This is a genomic window from Metabacillus sp. KUDC1714, from assembly GCF_014217835.1.
GTDB lineage: Bacteria > Bacillota > Bacilli > Bacillales > Bacillaceae > Metabacillus > Metabacillus rhizosphaerae.
On record NZ_CP055263.1, the window covers coordinates 2,451,587 to 2,469,172 of the forward strand.

Sequence of the window (17,586 nt, forward strand, 5' to 3'; positions counted from 1 at the left end):
AGAAAACTATTAATATAATGGAACTTTATGATGTGATCACTAAAATGAAAGCCCTTACTTATATACTATTTTTCTGCAACTAATAGCTTGGAGGACTCATATGTTAAAGTTTAGCTCATTTCTTAAACCATATCGAATATCAATGTCAATCGCACTTTTATTAATGCTTACTGAATTAGCGGTTGAACTCCTTCATCCACTTTTAATGGCGAAAATTATTGATGAAGGTATACTTCAAGAGGATCTATCCGTTGTCATACGTTGGGGCGGAGTAATGATTGGGATTTCACTTTTTGCATTTGCTTCAGGAATGATCAATTCATTTTATGCTGCACATGTAAGTCAAAGCTTTGGGTTTGATATTAGAAAGCAAATTTTTGTTAAGGTACAACAATTCACATTTGAAAATTTAAGCCGTTTTCCAGCAGCCTCTCTTATTACACGGATGACAAATGATATAACCCAGCTACAAAACACGTTATTTATGGGGCTAAGAATCATGTTGAGAGCACCTCTCCTTGTTATTGGATCGGTGATTATGTCGTTTTTCGTAAACCCAGTATTAGCAAGTGTTTTTGCTTTTGTTATTCCTGTAGTTATAATGATGCTTATTTGGATTATGAAAAGGGGTAGCCATGTATTTAATAAAGTACAATCAATGTTAGATAATGTAAATGATGTTTTACGCGAAAATTTAATTGGGATGAGATTAGTTAAAGCCTATGTCAGAAGAGAGCATGAAATAAAAAGATTTTCACTTGCTACTAATTCATTAAGAGATTCCACGGTTACTGCTTTACGGATGATTGAAACGTCAATGCCTATTTTATTGTTCATCATGAATATCGCGATTCTTTTTATATTGTGGACTGGGAGAGCACAAGTTGTAAACGGCAATGTTCAGGTAGGAGAAGTAGTTGCGATTGTAAATTATGGGCTTAGAATAACTTCAGCCTTGTCGATGTTCTCATTTATTATTATGTTTCTTTCGCGCTCTCATGCCTCAGCATCGCGGATTTCAGAGGTTTTAGAGACTAAGATTGATATTGAAAGTCATGAAAATGTACACGAGTTCAAACATGGTAAAGTAACCTTTGAACATGTTTCATTTACATACCCAGGTACAGATCAAGTTGTTCTAAAGGATATTTCATTTACTGCAAATGCAGGAGAAACAATTGCTGTAATGGGGGGGACAGGTTCTGGTAAATCATCACTTTTTCAGCTGTTACCACGGCTTTATGAAGTAGATTCAGGGAGAGTCTATATTGATGATATCTCTATTGATTCTATTAATATGCAGAACCTGCGAGGGCAAATCGGCCTTGTTCCTCAAGAAGCTGTCCTGTTTACCGGTTCAGTAAAGGAAAACGTTGCGTGGGGGAAGGAGCATGCGTCCTTCGTAGAAATAATCGAAGCGGCTCAAGCAGCACAGATTCATGAAACGATTGAAAAACTACCTGCTAAATATGAGACTAGGATAGGACAAAAAGGAGTAAATCTATCAGGAGGACAAAAGCAACGAATGTCTGTTGCAAGAGCATTAGTTCGAAAGCCTAAGCTACTTTTATTAGATGACAGTACAAGTGCATTAGATGTAAAAACAGAAATAAAGCTGTTAACGGCGTTACGTGATTATTCTTGTACGATATTTTTAATTACGCAGAAAGTTAGTTCTGCAAGGGAAGCAGATAAAATTCTGCTATTAGACGATGGTGTTTTGATTGCAGAAGGTAGTCATGAAGAATTAATAAAAACATCATCTCTTTATCAAAAGATCTATCACTCTCAGATGATGGAGGAACTAACCGATGTTAAAGCAACTAACTAGCCCATTTAAATATGAAAGAATAGCAGTCCAAGAAACAAATGTTAAAACTAAGCAAAAACAAAAGGTAAATGTTAAAAGTGGTTTCAAAACATTACGTAGATTATGGGCGTATTTATCTGCAAAACGAGCTCAATTTACATTTGTACTATTCATGGTAGTGGCAAGTTCAGGTCTAGGTTTACTTGGTCCGTATCTAATCGGAACAACGATTGATGAATATATTGTTACTCGGGAAAGCGAAGGTATCATCTTTTTGTTAGGTGGCCTTATTGTCGTCTTTGCTTTTCATTCACTATCATTGTTTTTGCAAAATTTCTGGATGATTGGCATTTCACAGTACACAGTAAATCAAATGAGGAAAGATTTGTTTCAGCATCTACATATGCTTCCGATTTCCTATTTCGATAAAAGACAGCATGGTGAATTAATGAGCCGTGTGACAAATGATATTGAAAATGTTAGCTCTACGTTAAATAGCTCTGTTATTCAGGTCTTCTCAAGTATATTAACGTTAATAGGTACAGTTTCGGTCATGATTTTGCTAAGTCCATTATTAACTTTGATTACTTTGCTTATTGTTCCATTAATGGTCCTTGGGATGAAGTGGATTACAAAACGAACAGGTACACTATTTAAGCAACAACAGAAAAACTTAGGGGAACTTAACGGTTATATTGAAGAAATCATCTCAGGACAAAAAATGATTAAAGCATACTCTCAAGAGGAAAAAGTGATTGCTAGTTTTATTGAGAAGAGTAACACTCTTAAACAATCAGGCTTTTGGGCACAAACAATATCAGGCTTTATTCCAAAGGTTATGAACATGTTAAACAATCTAAGCTTTGCCTTGATTGCGGGGATAGGTGGGGTGTTGGCGCTTAATGGTATGGTAACAATTGGGGTCATCGTAATCTTTGCTGAATATGCTAGACAATTTACTCGTCCATTAAATGACCTTGCTAACCAATTTAATACCCTTCTTTCTGCGATTGCCGGTGCGGAGAGGGTGTTTGATATCCTCGATGAGAAGGTAGAAAGAGATGCAAAAATTGATTCTAATCAGCTTCCTTCTATAAAAGGAGAGGTTGTTTTTTCAGATGTCTCCTTTTCATATGAAGAGAAAGAGGACAAACAAACTGTAGAGCATGTTAGTATAAAGGCATCTCCAGGTGAAACGATTGCCTTAGTTGGGCCAACTGGTGCTGGGAAAACAACATTAATCAATCTTTTATCACGATTCTATGATGCTGATACTGGAGTGATTACTGTTGATGGAATTGATATTAATCAAATTCGCCGTGATGGTCTTAGAAAGCAAATGGCCTTTGTGTTACAGGATACATTTCTTTTTAGAGGTTCAATTCTAGAAAATATTCGCTATGGAAGACTAGATGCAACAGATGAGGAAGTGGAAGAAGCGGCTAGGCTAGCAAATGCTGATTCATTTATTCGCAAGCTGCCACATCAATACCAATCTATGATTAGCTATGATGGAAATGGAATTAGTCACGGACAAAAGCAGCTCCTAGCAATTGCTAGAGCTATGCTTGCTGACCCTAAAATATTAATCTTAGATGAGGCGACAAGTAGTATAGATACAGTTACGGAATTACGAATTCAAGAGGCATTGACTCGTTTAATGTCAGGTAGGACGACCTTTGTGATTGCACATCGTCTAAACACAATCCAAAAAGCGGATAAAATTCTTGTTTTAAAAGATGGAAGGATTATTGAGAGTGGGACACATAAGGAACTTTTGCGGCAGAGAGGATTTTATTTTGAGCTTCAAAATAGACTGTAGATTGGTTCCTAAACCCGTTATTACTCAAAATCGCTATCTTAAATGAATTGGTGAAATTTGAATAGTTTAAAGTTAGGCAGTGGTAATCTTAATAGATTTCACTGCCTTTTTTATCCCATTTTTAACGGACGTAAGATTGCCACCCGAAAAAACCTCACTGAAATGATGTTTCACTTTATCTACCTAACTTCAATGGGACAAAAATTTACAATTTAAAACAAATTATTAACAAATATATACATAATGTTTATACAGGCTTTATATTCCATTAGTAAGATAAGGCAGTGAAGAAAAGGGGAATTATACTAGGCTGTGAATATGAGAAACCATAAAAAAGGAATAGGTGACTTACATGCGTAACTCTCTTGTTTTTTTATGGTTTTTATTATGACAGATACTGCATTCCGATGGTACCTTCTCATATTTAATTTCTATTTTAAATTTAAAGGACAGTCTAAGAGGAGGAATAAAGAATGAAACGTGTAGAGCTAAAGGGAGTTTCAAAATCCTACGATGGAAGGGAAAATGTCATTAAAGAGATTGATGTAACAATAGAGCCGGGTGAGTTCTTTGTATTAGTTGGACCATCTGGTTGTGGGAAAAGTACAATGCTTCGTATGATCGCGGGACTTGAGGAGGTTACTGGAGGAGAACTGTCTATCGGTGATCTAGTCGCAAATAATCTGCAGCCAAGTCAACGAGATTTGTCTATGGTTTTTCAAAATTATGCGCTGTATCCACATTTAAGTGTTAAACAAAATATTACCTTTGGATTACATACAAAAAAGATAGCTAAGAAGGAGCAAAAGCAAAGGTGTTTAGATGCAGCTGACATGTTAGGTTTAACTGAATTATTGGATAGAAAACCGCGACAATTATCAGGTGGACAGCGACAAAGGGTTGCACTTGCTCGAGCGATCGTTACTCATTCACCGATTTGTCTTATGGACGAGCCCTTATCAAATTTAGATGCAAAACTTCGTGCAAAGATGAGATCGGAGATTCGCCAAATTCAACGTAGACTAGGAATTACAATGATTTACGTTACACATGACCAGACTGAAGCAATGACAATGGCAGATCGCATGATGATTTTACATAACGGAGAAGTACAGCAAATCGGACGACCTTTAGATATTTATAACGTTCCTGCTAATACGTTTGTTGCCTCATTTATTGGAGCTCCGCCAATGAATCTAGCTGATGGAAAAATGGTGGAGGACTCATTTTTACTAGAGGATAATTTCTCAATTTTGATAAATAAGGAGATTGTGAGCTCGGTTCCTTTGGGCCGAAAAGTAACAATGGGAATTCGTCCAGAGAGCATTCAGCTTGCAAAGAACGGTCAAAAAAGCTTTTTTGCTGACACAGTAAATGTAGAAGTTCTTGGCACTGAAACACTTATTACTTTTGAAGTTGGTTCACAGCAATGGGTTGCAAAATGGAACGGCCAATGGAATATCGAAATTGGAGAACAGGTGCCATTATTTATTCATGAATCAGATTTATTCTTTTTTGAACCAGAAAATGGGGAATGTATTTGGTACCAAACAAAAGGTGATGATAAACGAACTCTTAAGGAGGCTGTGTTATGAGTAGTTTACCAAATGTCTCCAATCCTCCAATAAAGGTGAAGGAAAGGTCACTAGGTAAAGGAAAAGAGTTGCCTAATGTACTTGTAGGGCTACTCTATTTATTACCATCTATCTTCTTATTTGGATTTTTTCTCTTTTATCCAATGCTTCGGACTTTATATTTAAGTTTTTTCTTAACTGATGGTCAAGGGGTGCCGATTACGTTCATTGGTCTTGAAAATTTTACTTATCTATTACAATCTACTAGCTTTCAAAAAAGCCTAAAGGCAACAATGCTCTTTGTTGTTTATACGGTTCCGATGGGAGTTATTCTCGCTCTATTTTTAGCGCTTATTGCAAATGAAAAGGTTAGAGGAATTTGGTTTTTTCGGACAATGTTTTCTTCAACAATGGGAATGAGTGTTGCTGCGTCTTCTGTTATCTGGATGTTTATGTATAACCCATCTATTGGTATTTTAAATAAACTCGTTAGTGCTGTAGGAATTTCAGAGATTCAATGGCTACTAGATCCAAAGTTTGCTCTTATTTCAGTGTCGATATCAACAATTTGGATGAACACTGGTTTTGCTTTTCTTATTTTATTAGGTGGGTTACAAAATATCGATGAGCATCTCTATGAAAATGCAGAGATTGCGGGTGTAAGCTATTGGTATAAACTGCGAAGGATTACAATCCCAATGCTATCACCAACACTTTTTTTTATCATCACTGTGTCATTAATAAATTCCTTTCAAACCTTTGGTCAAATAGACATCTTAACAAAGGGCGGACCTGTAGAATCAACAAATGTCATCGTTTATTCCATATACAAGGATGCCTTCATTAATTACAATGTCGGATCAGCCAGTGCTCAAGCAACAATTCTTTTCTTCTGTATATTAGTTATTACCATTCTTCAATTTAAGCTTGGAGAAAGGAAGGTGCATTATCAATGAGCATAGTGAAAAAAATCATTTTATATGGACTTTTAATCATTTCTGTTGTGTTCATGATGTTCCCCATTTTCTACACGTTTATGATTAGCTTTATGCAAGGTGGGGAGGTTCTAAAAGGAAATCTTATCCCTGATAACTTGACAATGGATAATTATATATCAGCCTTTGAAAAGGTACCGCTTGTTCGTTATCTCTGGAATAGCTTTTACGTTTCAATGGTTGTTATGATCGGACAATTATTAATTTCAGGCTTAGCGGCATTTGCATTTGTATTCATACCGTTTAGGGGAAGGGACATTATATTCTTTTTATTCATTTCAACGATGATGATTCCTTGGGAAGCAACGATGGTTCCTAACTTTTTAACGGTTCAAAAGCTTGGATGGATAAATCAACCTGCAAGTTTAACCATTCCTTTTTTCGCATTAGCTTTTGGAACATTCTTGTTGAGGCAGCAATTCAAAACAATTCCAAACGAATTGTTTGAAGCCTCACAGGTAGCAGGGATTAGTCGATTTCGCTTCTTTTGGAATATTGTCTTACCTGTTTCCAAAACAAGCTTAATGACATTAGGAATTTATAGCTTTTTAACAACGTGGAATATGTATTTATGGCCATTGCTCGTAACAAACAATGAAAGTGTGAGAACAGTACAAATTGGTTTAAAGCAGTTACAATCACAAGAAATTTTAACTGAATGGGGGGTGGTGATGGCAGCAGTAGTTGTTGTGATACTCCCAACTCTCATTCTATTGTTTTTAGGGCAAAAAAGCCTACAAAAAGGACTAACACAAGGTGCAATCAAATGAAGACTTATAGAGTAACTTGCTTTTGAAAGAGGCTTGCAAATATAGTCATTAAGTAAAAAAAGGAGGCGTTATCCATGAAACAAAAATTTCTTATCGTTTTATCCGCATTTCTTTTATTGATATTAGGTGCTTGCTCTAGTACAAATGCTGGTACAAATGGATCTGGAGCAGAAGGTGAAGGAACAAACACAGAGGAAACGGCAGGAAAGCAAGAGGTTGTATTCTGGCATGCGATGAGTGGAGAGCTTGAGACAGTTTTAAATGATATTGTTGCTGACTTTAATGAATCACAAGAGAATATTGAAGTGAAGCCAATTTTTCAAGGTACATATGAAGAGGCTCTAACGAAATTTAACACAGTTGCTGGTACAGAAGATGCTCCAACCATTATGCAGACCTTTGAGGTTGGTACAAAATACATGATTGATAGTGGTCACGTACAGCCAGTCCAAAAGTTTATAGATGAAGATAAATATGATACTTCACAATGGGAAGAAAATATTTCAAATTATTACTCAGTAGATGGTGAGCAGTATTCAATGCCGTTCAATTCATCAACTCCAATCCTTGTATATAACAAAGATGCATTTAAGGAAGCAGGTTTAGACCCTGAAAAAGCACCTATGACTTATAGTGAATTGAAGAACGCTGCAAAAAAACTAACAAAAACTGAAGGTGGAGAAACAAGTCAATATGGATTTTCTATCTTAAACTACGGTTGGTTCTTTGAAGAGATGCTAGCAGAGCAAGGTGGTCATTATGTGGATAATGAAAATGGCCGTAGTGGTAATGCAACAAAAGCAACGTTTAATGATGAACTAGGTTTAAACGTATTTAATTTAATAAGTGACATGCACAAAGAGGGAACATTCTTTAATGTAGGACAAAACTGGGATGATATGCGTGCTGCGTTCCAATCAGGTAAAATTGCCATGTATTTAGATTCTTCAGCAGGTATTAAAGCGATGGTTGATAATTCTGATTTTGAAGTAGGTGCATCATACTTGCCAATCCCTGATGATGCTGATCGAGAAGGAGTTATTATCGGTGGTGCTTCAGTTTGGATGTCTAGTGGTATTAATGAAGACAAGCAAAAGGCTGCATGGGAGTTTATGAAGTATTTAACAACTCCAGAGGTGCAAGCAGAATGGCATGTGAAATCAGGTTATTTTGCAATCAACCCTGCTGCTTATGATCAAGATATCGTAAAAGAAGAGTGGAAAAAGTATCCACAGTTAAAGGTTACAGTTGATCAACTCAGTGAAACTAAGAAAGGTACAGCTACACAAGGTGCATTGATTTCTGTATTCCCTGAATCACGTCAAAAGGTTGTATCAGCAATGGAAAGCTTATATCAAGGAATGGACCCAAAGAAAGCGTTAGATCAGGCAGCTGAAGAAACAAATCGTGCATTAGAGGTCGCGAATAAAAAGCAAGGTAACTAGATAACAAATAAAGGTGACCCTTGAAGGTGAATTTCTTCAAGGGTCATTTTTCTAGTTAATATGATAGGATTGATTATCTTAATATAGAAGAAAAGGTTTTGTTAATATTATATCAATATAGGGTATTTCACGTGATCAACTACCATGATTTCTTCTTATTAGAAGAGCCGAATGGCTGGACTTTAAAAGTTCAGCCTCTTATTTTTATTATAATAAAATAAAATGTGAGATTTCCTAACATTGCTATTGTGTTATAGGGACATATTGATTATAATCTTAAAAGATAGAAAATTCTGCATTCAAAGAAGGGGGTAAGGTTTTTGGAGCAATTTGTTACAGGTTTAAACGGGATTTTATGGAGTACACCAGTGATCTATATCTTACTTGGTGTAGGTTTATTGTTTTCAATTTTAACTCGTTTTCTTCAAGTGAGGCATATTAAGGAAATGGTTGTACTCATGTTTCAAGGGAAGAGCTCCGAGGCAGGTGTATCATCATTTCAGGCACTTTCAATTGCCCTTTCAGGACGAGTCGGAACAGGTAATATTGCAGGTGTTGCAACCGCAATTGCTTTTGGTGGTCCTGGTGCCGTTTTTTGGATGTGGGCGATTGCCTTTATCGGTGCATCAAGTGCATATATCGAATCAACTTTAGCACAAATTTATAAAGTAAAACAGGATGGACAATATCGTGGAGGGCCTGCTTATTACATAGAAAAGGGGATTGGTTGGAAATGGTTTGCTGTCCTTTTTGCTTTTGCAGCTCTTATCGCAATGGCAATATTAATGCCTGGTGTACAATCTAATTCTATTGCACTTGGAGTAGAAAATGCATTTGGAATTCCGAAATACATCACGGGTGCTGTTATTGTCCTTTTATTAGCTTTTATTATTTTCGGTGGAGTTAAACGAATTGCACATGCTGCTCAAATTATCGTTCCTTTTATGGCTTTAGGATATATTATTTTATCTGTTGTTATAGTGTTAATGAATATTCAAGAGTTACCAGGGGTGATTTCACTTATTTTCCGAAGTGCTTTTGCATTAGATTCTGCCTTCGGTGGATTAATCGGAATGGCCATTGCTTGGGGAGTAAAACGTGGGGTTTACTCAAATGAAGCTGGACAAGGTACTGGTCCGCATCCAGCGGCTGCTGCAGAAGTTTCACATCCGGCAAAACAAGGATTAGTACAGGCATTTTCTGTTTATATAGACACTTTATTCGTATGTTCTGCTACAGCTTTTATGATTTTATTTACTGGAATGTACAATACTGAAGCACCAGATGGATCATTTATTGTGAATAATTTGGAAGGTGTAGAGGCTGGTCCAGGGTACACACAAGCAGCAATTGACAGTGTTCTTCCAGGATTCGGTGCAGGATTTGTAGCTATAGCATTATTCTTTTTTGCCTTTACAACCATTATGGCTTATTACTATATCGCAGAAACGAATATGACTTACTTAATTCGTGGTAGCAATAAAAAGCTGTCATTGTTAATATTAAAGTTTGTAATTTTAGCTGCAACATACTATGGGGCTGTAAAAACAGCATCACTAGCATGGGCATTAGGTGATGTAGGACTTGGAATTATGGTGTGGCTCAATGTTATAGCCATTCTTATCCTTGCAAAACCAGCGATAATCGCACTAAAAGATTACGAACAACAAAGGAAACAAGGACTTGATCCAGTCTTTGATCCAAAAGCTTTAGGAATAAAAAATGCTGACTATTGGGAAACAGAATATAAAAAAGATAAAGATCAAGCATCTTAAAAAATGGGTTGACCGTCATCTCGGTCAACCTATTTTTGCGTTTAAAATGAAAATTTGAAAGAAATTCCTACAAACAGTACATATTAAGAAAGATCGTAACATGAGGAGGTTTCAAAATGTCTAAACAAGGTAAACAAAACGCTGAACAAACTAGTCAACAAATTGCAAAACAGCAGGGTAGAAACGATATCGAATTTGGTAGCGATATGCAAGTAGGAAACAGCAAGAATCAAAGTCAAAAGAAAAGTGGAAAACAAGTGAATAAGAAGTAGCTATAAGACAACAAGAGGCTAAGGTCCCTTAGCGATTCAGCCTCTTGTTTTCTTATAGTAATAATAATTTTCTTGTACAGTGTATAAGCGCTTTGACATCCAGCGCCTAGCCCCTCGGGGTCATAAGCCACTCAGGAATTGAAGACAAAGAACGTCTTCTATTCCTGAGCGTCTTATGCCTGTCGGGTCTGAACAAGGCGCTTGCGCTTTTCTAATTTACTTAAGTTTATTCTTTATATCAGTCGGAATAGCTTCAGCTGGAATAGAACCATACCATTCATTTCCGTCTTTTAAAGTAAATTTAATAAAATACGTATGGTCTTCCGAATACTCAGTAAACTGTTCAAGTGCGTTTAATAAGAGTTTTTTATCTGTTATTGTGGAGAATTGTTCTCCCGAATTGAATAGTTCATCAGGGTTATAGTATTCCAAGTCCTTTGGAAGATTCACTTTAGTAATTTCGGCTTTTAAGAGATCTTCAATATTTATTCTGGCATCGTCTAAATACCCATGTTCATCAAGCCATTTAGTAGTTTCATCAAATGATTTCTTCCATTCAATTGGATAGCCTTCATATAAATGCTCTTCAAATGTTGCTTTTGAAGAAATTTCAATATAGCCCCATGGACTTGTGGATTGAACTAAATCATCCAATGTCTGTGAGAGTAAATCCTTCTCAATTGCATTGCTAAATTCCTCAATTTCCTTTTGATCTGTCAGCATAACCTGCGTTGCAACAGGACCATTAGGGACAATTTTAATTGAAAGGATATTTTCTTGTAATTGTGTGTACTCTGGGAGGATTTTCTTGTATGAATCAGCTTCCATGACAGGCGTTAATTTTTCTTTCATCAATTCAACTGGCAATCTATATTCACGTATAAATGTTCTACCGTCGTTTAAACGATAAGCGATTACCATATCTTGTCTATATTTCTCGTCAGTTTGGGCTTCAATAAGATCCTGCTGACCAATAATATATTCATGGAGATTTCTTATATCCTGAATATAGAGCTTTGAATCTGAGTAAACCTCTATATCATCACTCAACAATTCCTGCATTTGATATTTATCACCAAAGTAAACCTCACTAATTTGATCCATGCGAGGGAGTTTCTTTTCAAAATCAATTAAATCAGTTTTAATGCTAAAAAGGATGATTATAAAAATGATACTGTAACCTATAAACCCAGTAAATACACGAAAGTGAAAGATCCTCCAGGTTTTTTGCAAAATCATCTCAGCTACAACATAGCCGATTAGTGCGCCACTAATATAACCGAAAATGATCCAACCCCAATTAAGTGTACCTGTAACAGAAAAATATGAACCACCTAAAGTCATGCTACAAAATGTCACACCGTATTTAAAAACAGGCTTTAAAAATGGAAAAGCAATTACATCGGTTGCACTTTCCAGCTGTCTTGCTTTATAAAGGCCTAAACCAATAAAGAAGGAACAAATGACGATGATAATGTAGATGAAAATTTCAAGGGTCGAAAACGGATCTTTTGTATTCCAAATATCAACGAATCGTAGAAATGGTGATAAGTAGGTAAGTTTCTCATCAATAAATATAGAAGAGAATCCAAAGAGCAAAAAGGATAAATTATAGCTTACCATTGCAACCATTCCAATTGGTAGAAAGAAAAAAATATATGTTAAGATTGCTTGGGCACTAGACATACCTGTCATCATTCCGACCGCAACAGTAGCAAAAAACACCATGCATGTTAGTAAAGTGATAATACCTGTCCATGATAATAGTTCTGAAGGCGTCAGGATTGAGTGAAATTCTTCAATTGATTGTGTAACAAAAAATGTCACACATGACATAAGAACAATTGGGAGCAATAACAATATTAATCCACTTATGATATGACTTACATACAATGTCACTCTTCGAATAGGTAAGCTGTGAATCATATCAACTGATGCTTCGTTCTGTAGATATCGGAATAGTAGTAAACCTGCTGCGACTGGGATCGTGAATAGGAAAAGTATTTGTAGTTCTGTATTTACATATAAATAGTTCTTGTAATCTTCGAACACAACATAGTCTCTGGTTGCTAGCTGCATTAGCTCTAAAGGTATAGCGAACATTAGACAGATAAAATAAACAATACTAATCCATCCGTGCTGTCTGAAGTCTTGTTTAATGATGCCGTTCTTAAAGAAGGATTTTTTCGATTTCATATCCGACATCCTCCATTTCGTAAATGAATATCTCTTCAAGTGTTAATGGTAATAGATCAAATAGAATAACACTTGTAGAATGTATAGCTTTTTTTATTTGTTCTTCATTGCCTCTAACAATAAGAAGCAAAACACTTCCTCTTTTTTCGTGGTGTAAGATGTTTAATTTATTTAAAAGGTGCTCTTCATGAGTAGGATCTGACAATGCAAGTTGGACTTTATGTGTATCAGATTTTAAATCATCAATTTCCTTCTCAATAATGATTTTCCCCTGGTGCATGATACCAACATGGTCGCATAGATCCTCAATTTCACGAAGGTTATGAGATGAAATGAGAACAGTCATTTCCCGCTCAGCAACATCCTGAAATAGTAGGTTTTTGATTTTTTGTCTCATAACAGGGTCAAGTCCATCGATCGGTTCATCTAAAATTAAGACATCGGGCATTGCGGATAGTACGAGCCAAAATGCTACCTGACGCTTCATTCCCTTAGATAAGCGGTGAACTTTTCGATTTAATTCAATATTAAATGCAGGCGTAAGTTGTTCAAATCGCTCTTGGCTCCAGCTAGGATAATATTCTTTATATTGGGAAGCCATTTGTGCAACAGTAGCTTGTGGGAAAAAATAAAGCAAATCTGGAATAAAAACAACCCGTTCTTTTATTGCTACATTTTCATAGGCAGTTATGTTATCAATTTTAATCGTCCCTTTATCCTGACGGTTAATTCCTGCAATCATTTTTAAAAGAGAGGTTTTACCTGCTCCATTAGAGCCTAGTAAACCATAAATTGACCCTTTATTTACTGTCAGTGAAAGATCATTTACAGCAAAGTGTTTATTATATTTTTTACTAACGGAATGAACCTGTATCATCACTGTTTATCCCCTTTGTTTGTTGATGTGCTTCATGAAACAGTACATAAATATCATCTTTTGTTAAACCTAAATAAATGGCTTCTGCAATAAGCCTTTTTAAATCTGTTTTAAGTTCGGCTAATTTCTGTTCATTGGGTTTTAGCTCAATTGCTGCGACAAAATTACCTTTGCCTTTAATAGAATAAATGTACCCTTGGTTTTCGAGTTCGCGGTAAGCTCGCTGAATCGTATTTGGATTTACTGTTAATTGACTAGAAAGCATTCTGACTGAAGGTAATTGTTCGTCAGGCTTAAGAATCCGATTAATAATAAGCTCTTTAATCTTATCGACTAATTGCTCATAAATGGGTTTCCTGCTTCTTACATCTAATTGAAACATAAGTTACCCCCTTTGTATTAACTGTATTAATATTGTTAGTACAGTTAAATTGTATAGGATAAAAAGGGAAAATGCAATGATAATAATTAGAAAAAATAATACATTTGGCTGTCAGGAATATGAGATGATATTAAGAGAAGGGTTAGGATATATACATTAGTGAAAGAAAGGTGTGAATCATTACATTGCAGCATAGAGTAATTGAATCTGTTGTGAATGAATTACTGCTACGGTCTTGTTCATTAGTTAAAGTTAAAGTGGAATCAACATTTCCAGATGGACGTTTAGTAGGGGGCAAATATCACTTGGGAACTCATACCATTACCTTATACATTGATGAAATAAAAAAGCAGTGTGAACAGTTGTTTTCTACTAATAAATATTTCATTGACTATCTATCAATTGTACTTGCTCATGAAATTGGTCATGCAGAAGATCAGCAATTAGGTGATTTATGTGATCAGCTAGATGAATGCAGGACTCAATCTGAAAGAGATAAAATTGCCTTAATAATTGAAGAAAATGCATGGCGGTATGCTGAATCTCTTTTAGCTGGGATTAACTATAGTATATTTGAGGAAGTTATTTTTCATTCTTTGCAACCGTATCGTGAGAAAATTAAAATGGATATTGCATAATAAGAGTGATTTTTTTTGTAAGAATAATTTTGTTAGCTATACAGGGATATTGGAAGATTTAAGGAAAAGGTTTTGCCATGTTCATAAGGATTGATGGCAAAACCCCTCAAGGATGTGTTCTTGACTAACGTAAAAGTATTCATTATTTGAATTTTTCCTCACTAGATGAGTTATTTTTTGTTTTGTGTTTTTGTTTTTCTTCACGTAATTCCATTTTTAGATCTTCCATTGGGATGGGGTCTACATTTTGTTCACTTTCAAAACGGTCAAATAGAGTCTCTTCCTTTGTTTTATATTGCTCAGGATGATCAGTTTCTTTTCTTCTATTAGATGCCTTCATTCTTATCACCACCTTCATGTCTATGTTTTCATTTACCACAAATATAGAGTAGAAAAACATAGGATAGACTATTTTTTTAGCATAGAGTCCTGTTATGCTATACAATAGAACAATACTGTGTAAAAGGATAGGATAAACAATGAGTATTTTACATGTTGAAAATTTATATAAAACATATGGTGAGAAAATATTATTTGATCATATTTCCTTTGCTATCGCCGAAAAGCAGAGAATTGGTTTAATTGGTGTGAATGGTACTGGGAAATCTACATTATTAAAAGTAATAGCTGGTCTTGAAACTGCGGATTCGGGTGAAATCACTCATGCAAATTCAATGCGGATTGAATATTTACCTCAAGACCCTGAGCTAACTAAAGGCTTATCTGTACTTGAGCAAATCTACTATGGTGATGCACCGATAATGCAGGTAATGAGAGCGTATGAACTTGCGTTAAGTGAGCTTGAGAAAGATCCTGAAAACGAAACAAAGTTAAAGCAGTTAATGAATATGCAGCAAAAAATGGATCAGCAGGATGCATGGGAAGCGAATACAATTGCGAAAACTGTGTTAACAAAGCTTGGGATAACTGATTTTTCTAGCCCAGTTACTCATTTATCAGGTGGCCAAAAGAAGCGAGTTGCGATTGCAAAGGCACTCATTCAACCAGCAGATATATTAATACTAGATGAGCCTACCAACCATCTTGATAATGAAACAATTGAATGGTTAGAAGGATTTTTAGCGCAATATAAAGGCTCGATTGTCTTAATCACACATGATCGCTACTTTTTAAATCGTGTCACAAATCAAATTTTTGAGTTGGATCAAGGGCATTTATATACGTATTCAGGAAATTATGAAGTATTTCTGGAAAAGAAGGCAGAGAGAGAAATTAATGCTGAGAATTCAGAAGAGAAAAGACAAAATCTATTAAGACGTGAACTTGCTTGGCTCCGCCGTGGTGCAAAGGCAAGAACTACAAAGCAGAAAGCACGAATTGGTCGAGTGGAAGAGCTTCAGGAGCAAAAAGGACCAGCCTTAAGTAAGGATCTTGATTTTGCAATCGGCTCTACACGCTTAGGGAAAAAGGTTCTTGAGCTTGAACATATTTCCAAAGCATATGACGGAAAGAAAATGATTAATGATTTTAGTTACTTAGTTACACCAGGTGAAAGATTAGGCATTATTGGTCCAAATGGTAGTGGGAAATCAACGCTACTAAATATTATGGCTGGTCGTATTAAGGCTGATCAAGGTTCGATTGATATGGGTACAACTGTAAAAATTGGATTCTATACACAAGAGCATGAAGAAATGGATGAAAATCTTCGTGTGGTTGAATACATTAAGGAAACAGCAGAGATCGTCCATACAATCGATGGCGAGGTAATTACTGCAGAGCAAATGCTTGAGCGTTTTTTATTTTCAAGATCAGCTCAATGGACGTATATTCGTAAATTATCTGGTGGAGAAAGACGACGCCTTTACTTATTAAAGGTATTAATGGAAGAACCAAATGTTCTTTTTCTTGATGAGCCAACAAATGATCTTGATACACAAACGTTAAGTGTTTTAGAGGATTATTTAGATCAATTTCCGGGAGTTGTTTTGACTGTTTCACATGATCGCTATTTTCTAGATCGGGTAGTTGATCATTTAATCGTTTTTGAAAGAAATGGGCAAATAAGTCGTTTCCAAGGTAGTTACACAGACTATATGGAAGAAACTAAGTCACAAGAACTGAAGCAAGATAAAGAGACAGTCTCTGATAAAGCAAGCTATAAAAAAGAGAAGAAAAAACGTCTTTCATATAAAGAACAACAGGAATGGGAACAAATTGAAGATAAAATTGCCAGCCTTGAGGAAAGAAAAGAACAGTTAGAGCAAGAAATTGCAGCTGCTGGAAGTGACCTAGGGAAGGTGCAGGAGTTTTATAAGGAACAAGAGCAGATTGAGGAAAAGCTGGAGGAAACTATCGAACGTTGGGAAGAATTATCTCTTCTCGTTGAAGAGATTGAGCAGGGAAATTAAGTATCGGCAGGACTTAAGCAAATGGTTTAAGTCCTGCTTTTCTATTTATTATGACAGTCAGTAGATTTATTAACTTTTTCATCTCTAAATATACGAATAATCGCTTTTCCATCACTAGGACTCCCATCAGGATAATCCATTGGTATTAAGGCAAAGAAAACGGTATAGATGGAAAAGTAGATAAATTGATAGGTTATATTTGAAGCCTCTATTAGATCTAGCTTAATAAACATGTGGACAATGAATATACCTAACATGTTAAAAAGAGCTCCACCAAAATAAATCAATATATACTGAAATTTATTGTTCACCTCAATATGTGATAACTCACAGCCACCATACCAAAAGTAAAACTTTCGAACTTCAACTTTTCGGAAGGTAAAGAGCTTTTTTCCGCACCCAATAATAATGAAAACATCATGACAGCCATTGATTCTAGCAAACAGATAATGACCAAGCACATGAATGAGTGTAACGATCGGAAAGACAATGAAAAAGGCTCGAAAAAACACAAGGAAGTCGTCTAAGCCAAACATCTGAAAGCCCCCATTTCATTTTTAGCAAGGTGAACAGAATCAATCTTATATTCACTTTCAGTACTCTACCCTGCTTGTCAGACTTATAACAAAATCCTTGGAAAATATGAAAATAGTCTTAG

General features: G+C 35.7%; 15 protein-coding genes. 10 read left to right on the forward strand and 5 right to left on the reverse strand.

Annotated features, from left to right (window positions below; translation table 11 throughout):
* Positions 1–100: 100 nt before the first annotated feature.
* The 8 genes from HUW50_RS11610 to HUW50_RS11645 all read left to right on the forward strand — a co-directional run bounded on the left by HUW50_RS11610 (position 101) and on the right by HUW50_RS11645 (position 10,463).
* The gene (locus HUW50_RS11610; RefSeq protein ID WP_066328135.1) at positions 101–1,831 is read left to right on the forward strand and encodes an ABC transporter ATP-binding protein; all 1,731 of its coding nucleotides are present in this window, start codon (positions 101–103) and stop codon (positions 1,829–1,831) included.
* Positions 1,812–3,632: an ABC transporter ATP-binding protein gene (locus HUW50_RS11615; protein ID WP_185653925.1), complete on the forward strand. Its 1,821-nt coding sequence runs from the start codon at positions 1,812–1,814 to the stop codon at positions 3,630–3,632. Before HUW50_RS11610 ends, HUW50_RS11615 begins: the two co-directional genes overlap by 20 nt.
* A 473-nt stretch (positions 3,633–4,105) precedes the next feature.
* Positions 4,106–5,227, forward strand: a complete 1,122-nt coding sequence (locus HUW50_RS11620; RefSeq protein ID WP_185653926.1) for an ABC transporter ATP-binding protein — start codon at positions 4,106–4,108, stop codon at positions 5,225–5,227.
* Positions 5,224–6,162 (forward strand): carbohydrate ABC transporter permease, encoded by a 939-nt coding sequence (locus HUW50_RS11625; protein WP_185653927.1) that lies wholly within the window; start codon positions 5,224–5,226, stop codon positions 6,160–6,162. Before HUW50_RS11620 ends, HUW50_RS11625 begins: the two co-directional genes overlap by 4 nt.
* Positions 6,159–6,971 carry a carbohydrate ABC transporter permease gene (locus HUW50_RS11630; RefSeq protein WP_185653928.1) on the forward strand — a complete coding sequence of 271 codons (813 nt, stop codon included), beginning with the start codon at positions 6,159–6,161 and terminating at the stop codon, positions 6,969–6,971. The genes HUW50_RS11625 and HUW50_RS11630 overlap by 4 nt, the downstream gene beginning before the upstream one ends.
* Before the next feature lie 74 nt (positions 6,972–7,045).
* Positions 7,046–8,416, forward strand: coding sequence for an ABC transporter substrate-binding protein (locus HUW50_RS11635; protein ID WP_185653929.1), 1,371 nt, complete (start codon positions 7,046–7,048; stop codon positions 8,414–8,416).
* A 320-nt stretch (positions 8,417–8,736) separates the two neighbouring features.
* Positions 8,737–10,191: an alanine/glycine:cation symporter family protein gene (locus HUW50_RS11640; RefSeq protein ID WP_066328152.1), complete on the forward strand. Its 1,455-nt coding sequence runs from the start codon at positions 8,737–8,739 to the stop codon at positions 10,189–10,191.
* A 116-nt stretch (positions 10,192–10,307) separates the two neighbouring features.
* Positions 10,308–10,463 carry a hypothetical protein gene (locus HUW50_RS11645; RefSeq protein ID WP_185653930.1) on the forward strand — a complete coding sequence of 52 codons (156 nt, stop codon included), beginning with the start codon at positions 10,308–10,310 and terminating at the stop codon, positions 10,461–10,463.
* 216 nt (positions 10,464–10,679) lie between these two features.
* On the opposite strand, the gene HUW50_RS11650 is transcribed toward HUW50_RS11645, so the two are convergent.
* Genes HUW50_RS11650 through HUW50_RS11660 form a run of 3 tightly spaced genes read right to left on the reverse strand, consistent with a single transcriptional unit; the run spans position 10,680 to position 13,918 of the window.
* On the reverse strand, positions 10,680–12,659 hold the full coding sequence (locus tag HUW50_RS11650; protein WP_185653931.1) for a hypothetical protein: 1,980 nt from the start codon (positions 12,657–12,659) through the stop codon (positions 10,680–10,682).
* Positions 12,634–13,536 carry an ABC transporter ATP-binding protein gene (locus tag HUW50_RS11655; RefSeq protein ID WP_185653932.1) on the reverse strand — a complete coding sequence of 301 codons (903 nt, stop codon included), beginning with the start codon at positions 13,534–13,536 and terminating at the stop codon, positions 12,634–12,636. The genes HUW50_RS11650 and HUW50_RS11655 overlap by 26 nt, the downstream gene beginning before the upstream one ends.
* Positions 13,514–13,918: a GntR family transcriptional regulator gene (locus HUW50_RS11660; RefSeq protein WP_066328165.1), complete on the reverse strand. Its 405-nt coding sequence runs from the start codon at positions 13,916–13,918 to the stop codon at positions 13,514–13,516. The genes HUW50_RS11655 and HUW50_RS11660 overlap by 23 nt, the downstream gene beginning before the upstream one ends.
* Positions 13,919–14,103: 185 nt before the next feature.
* On the opposite strand from HUW50_RS11660, the gene HUW50_RS11665 reads away from it, so the two are divergent.
* Complete coding sequence (locus HUW50_RS11665) at positions 14,104–14,556, forward strand: hypothetical protein (protein ID WP_185653933.1); 453 nt, start codon at positions 14,104–14,106, stop codon at positions 14,554–14,556.
* 142 nt (positions 14,557–14,698) lie between these two features.
* On the opposite strand, the gene HUW50_RS11670 is transcribed toward HUW50_RS11665, so the two are convergent.
* On the reverse strand, positions 14,699–14,914 hold the full coding sequence (locus HUW50_RS11670) for a hypothetical protein (protein WP_066328169.1): 216 nt from the start codon (positions 14,912–14,914) through the stop codon (positions 14,699–14,701).
* 121 nt (positions 14,915–15,035) lie between these two features.
* Here HUW50_RS11670 and HUW50_RS11675 point away from each other — a divergent pair, with 121 nt between their 5' ends.
* Positions 15,036–16,928: an ABC-F family ATP-binding cassette domain-containing protein gene (locus HUW50_RS11675; RefSeq protein WP_066328175.1), complete on the forward strand. Its 1,893-nt coding sequence runs from the start codon at positions 15,036–15,038 to the stop codon at positions 16,926–16,928.
* A gap of 41 nt (positions 16,929–16,969) precedes the next feature.
* Here HUW50_RS11675 and HUW50_RS11680 read toward each other — a convergent pair whose 3' ends face one another.
* Positions 16,970–17,464, reverse strand: coding sequence for a site-2 protease family protein (locus HUW50_RS11680; RefSeq protein WP_066328176.1), 495 nt, complete (start codon positions 17,462–17,464; stop codon positions 16,970–16,972).
* Between the last annotated feature and the right edge of the window lie 122 nt (positions 17,465–17,586).

Bases quoted from the DNA above. Each gene is read 5' to 3' on its own strand.
- HUW50_RS11680 (WP_066328176.1), bottom strand. From the start codon at position 17,464: ATGTTTGGCTTAGACGACTTCCTTGTGTTTTTTCGAGCCTTTTTCATT.
- HUW50_RS11645 (WP_185653930.1), top strand. From the start codon at position 10,308: ATGTCTAAACAAGGTAAACAAAACGCTGAACAAACTAGTCAACAAATT.
- HUW50_RS11655 (WP_185653932.1), bottom strand. From the start codon at position 13,536: ATGATACAGGTTCATTCCGTTAGTAAAAAATATAATAAACACTTTGCT.
- HUW50_RS11625 (WP_185653927.1), top strand. From the start codon at position 5,224: ATGAGTAGTTTACCAAATGTCTCCAATCCTCCAATAAAGGTGAAGGAA.
- HUW50_RS11670 (WP_066328169.1), bottom strand. From the start codon at position 14,914: ATGAAGGTGGTGATAAGAATGAAGGCATCTAATAGAAGAAAAGAAACT.
- HUW50_RS11630 (WP_185653928.1), top strand. From the start codon at position 6,159: ATGAGCATAGTGAAAAAAATCATTTTATATGGACTTTTAATCATTTCT.
- HUW50_RS11610 (WP_066328135.1), top strand. From the start codon at position 101: ATGTTAAAGTTTAGCTCATTTCTTAAACCATATCGAATATCAATGTCA.
- HUW50_RS11675 (WP_066328175.1), top strand. From the start codon at position 15,036: ATGAGTATTTTACATGTTGAAAATTTATATAAAACATATGGTGAGAAA.
- HUW50_RS11660 (WP_066328165.1), bottom strand. From the start codon at position 13,918: ATGTTTCAATTAGATGTAAGAAGCAGGAAACCCATTTATGAGCAATTA.
- HUW50_RS11620 (WP_185653926.1), top strand. From the start codon at position 4,106: ATGAAACGTGTAGAGCTAAAGGGAGTTTCAAAATCCTACGATGGAAGG.
- HUW50_RS11650 (WP_185653931.1), bottom strand. From the start codon at position 12,659: ATGAAATCGAAAAAATCCTTCTTTAAGAACGGCATCATTAAACAAGAC.
- HUW50_RS11635 (WP_185653929.1), top strand. From the start codon at position 7,046: ATGAAACAAAAATTTCTTATCGTTTTATCCGCATTTCTTTTATTGATA.
- HUW50_RS11615 (WP_185653925.1), top strand. From the start codon at position 1,812: ATGTTAAAGCAACTAACTAGCCCATTTAAATATGAAAGAATAGCAGTC.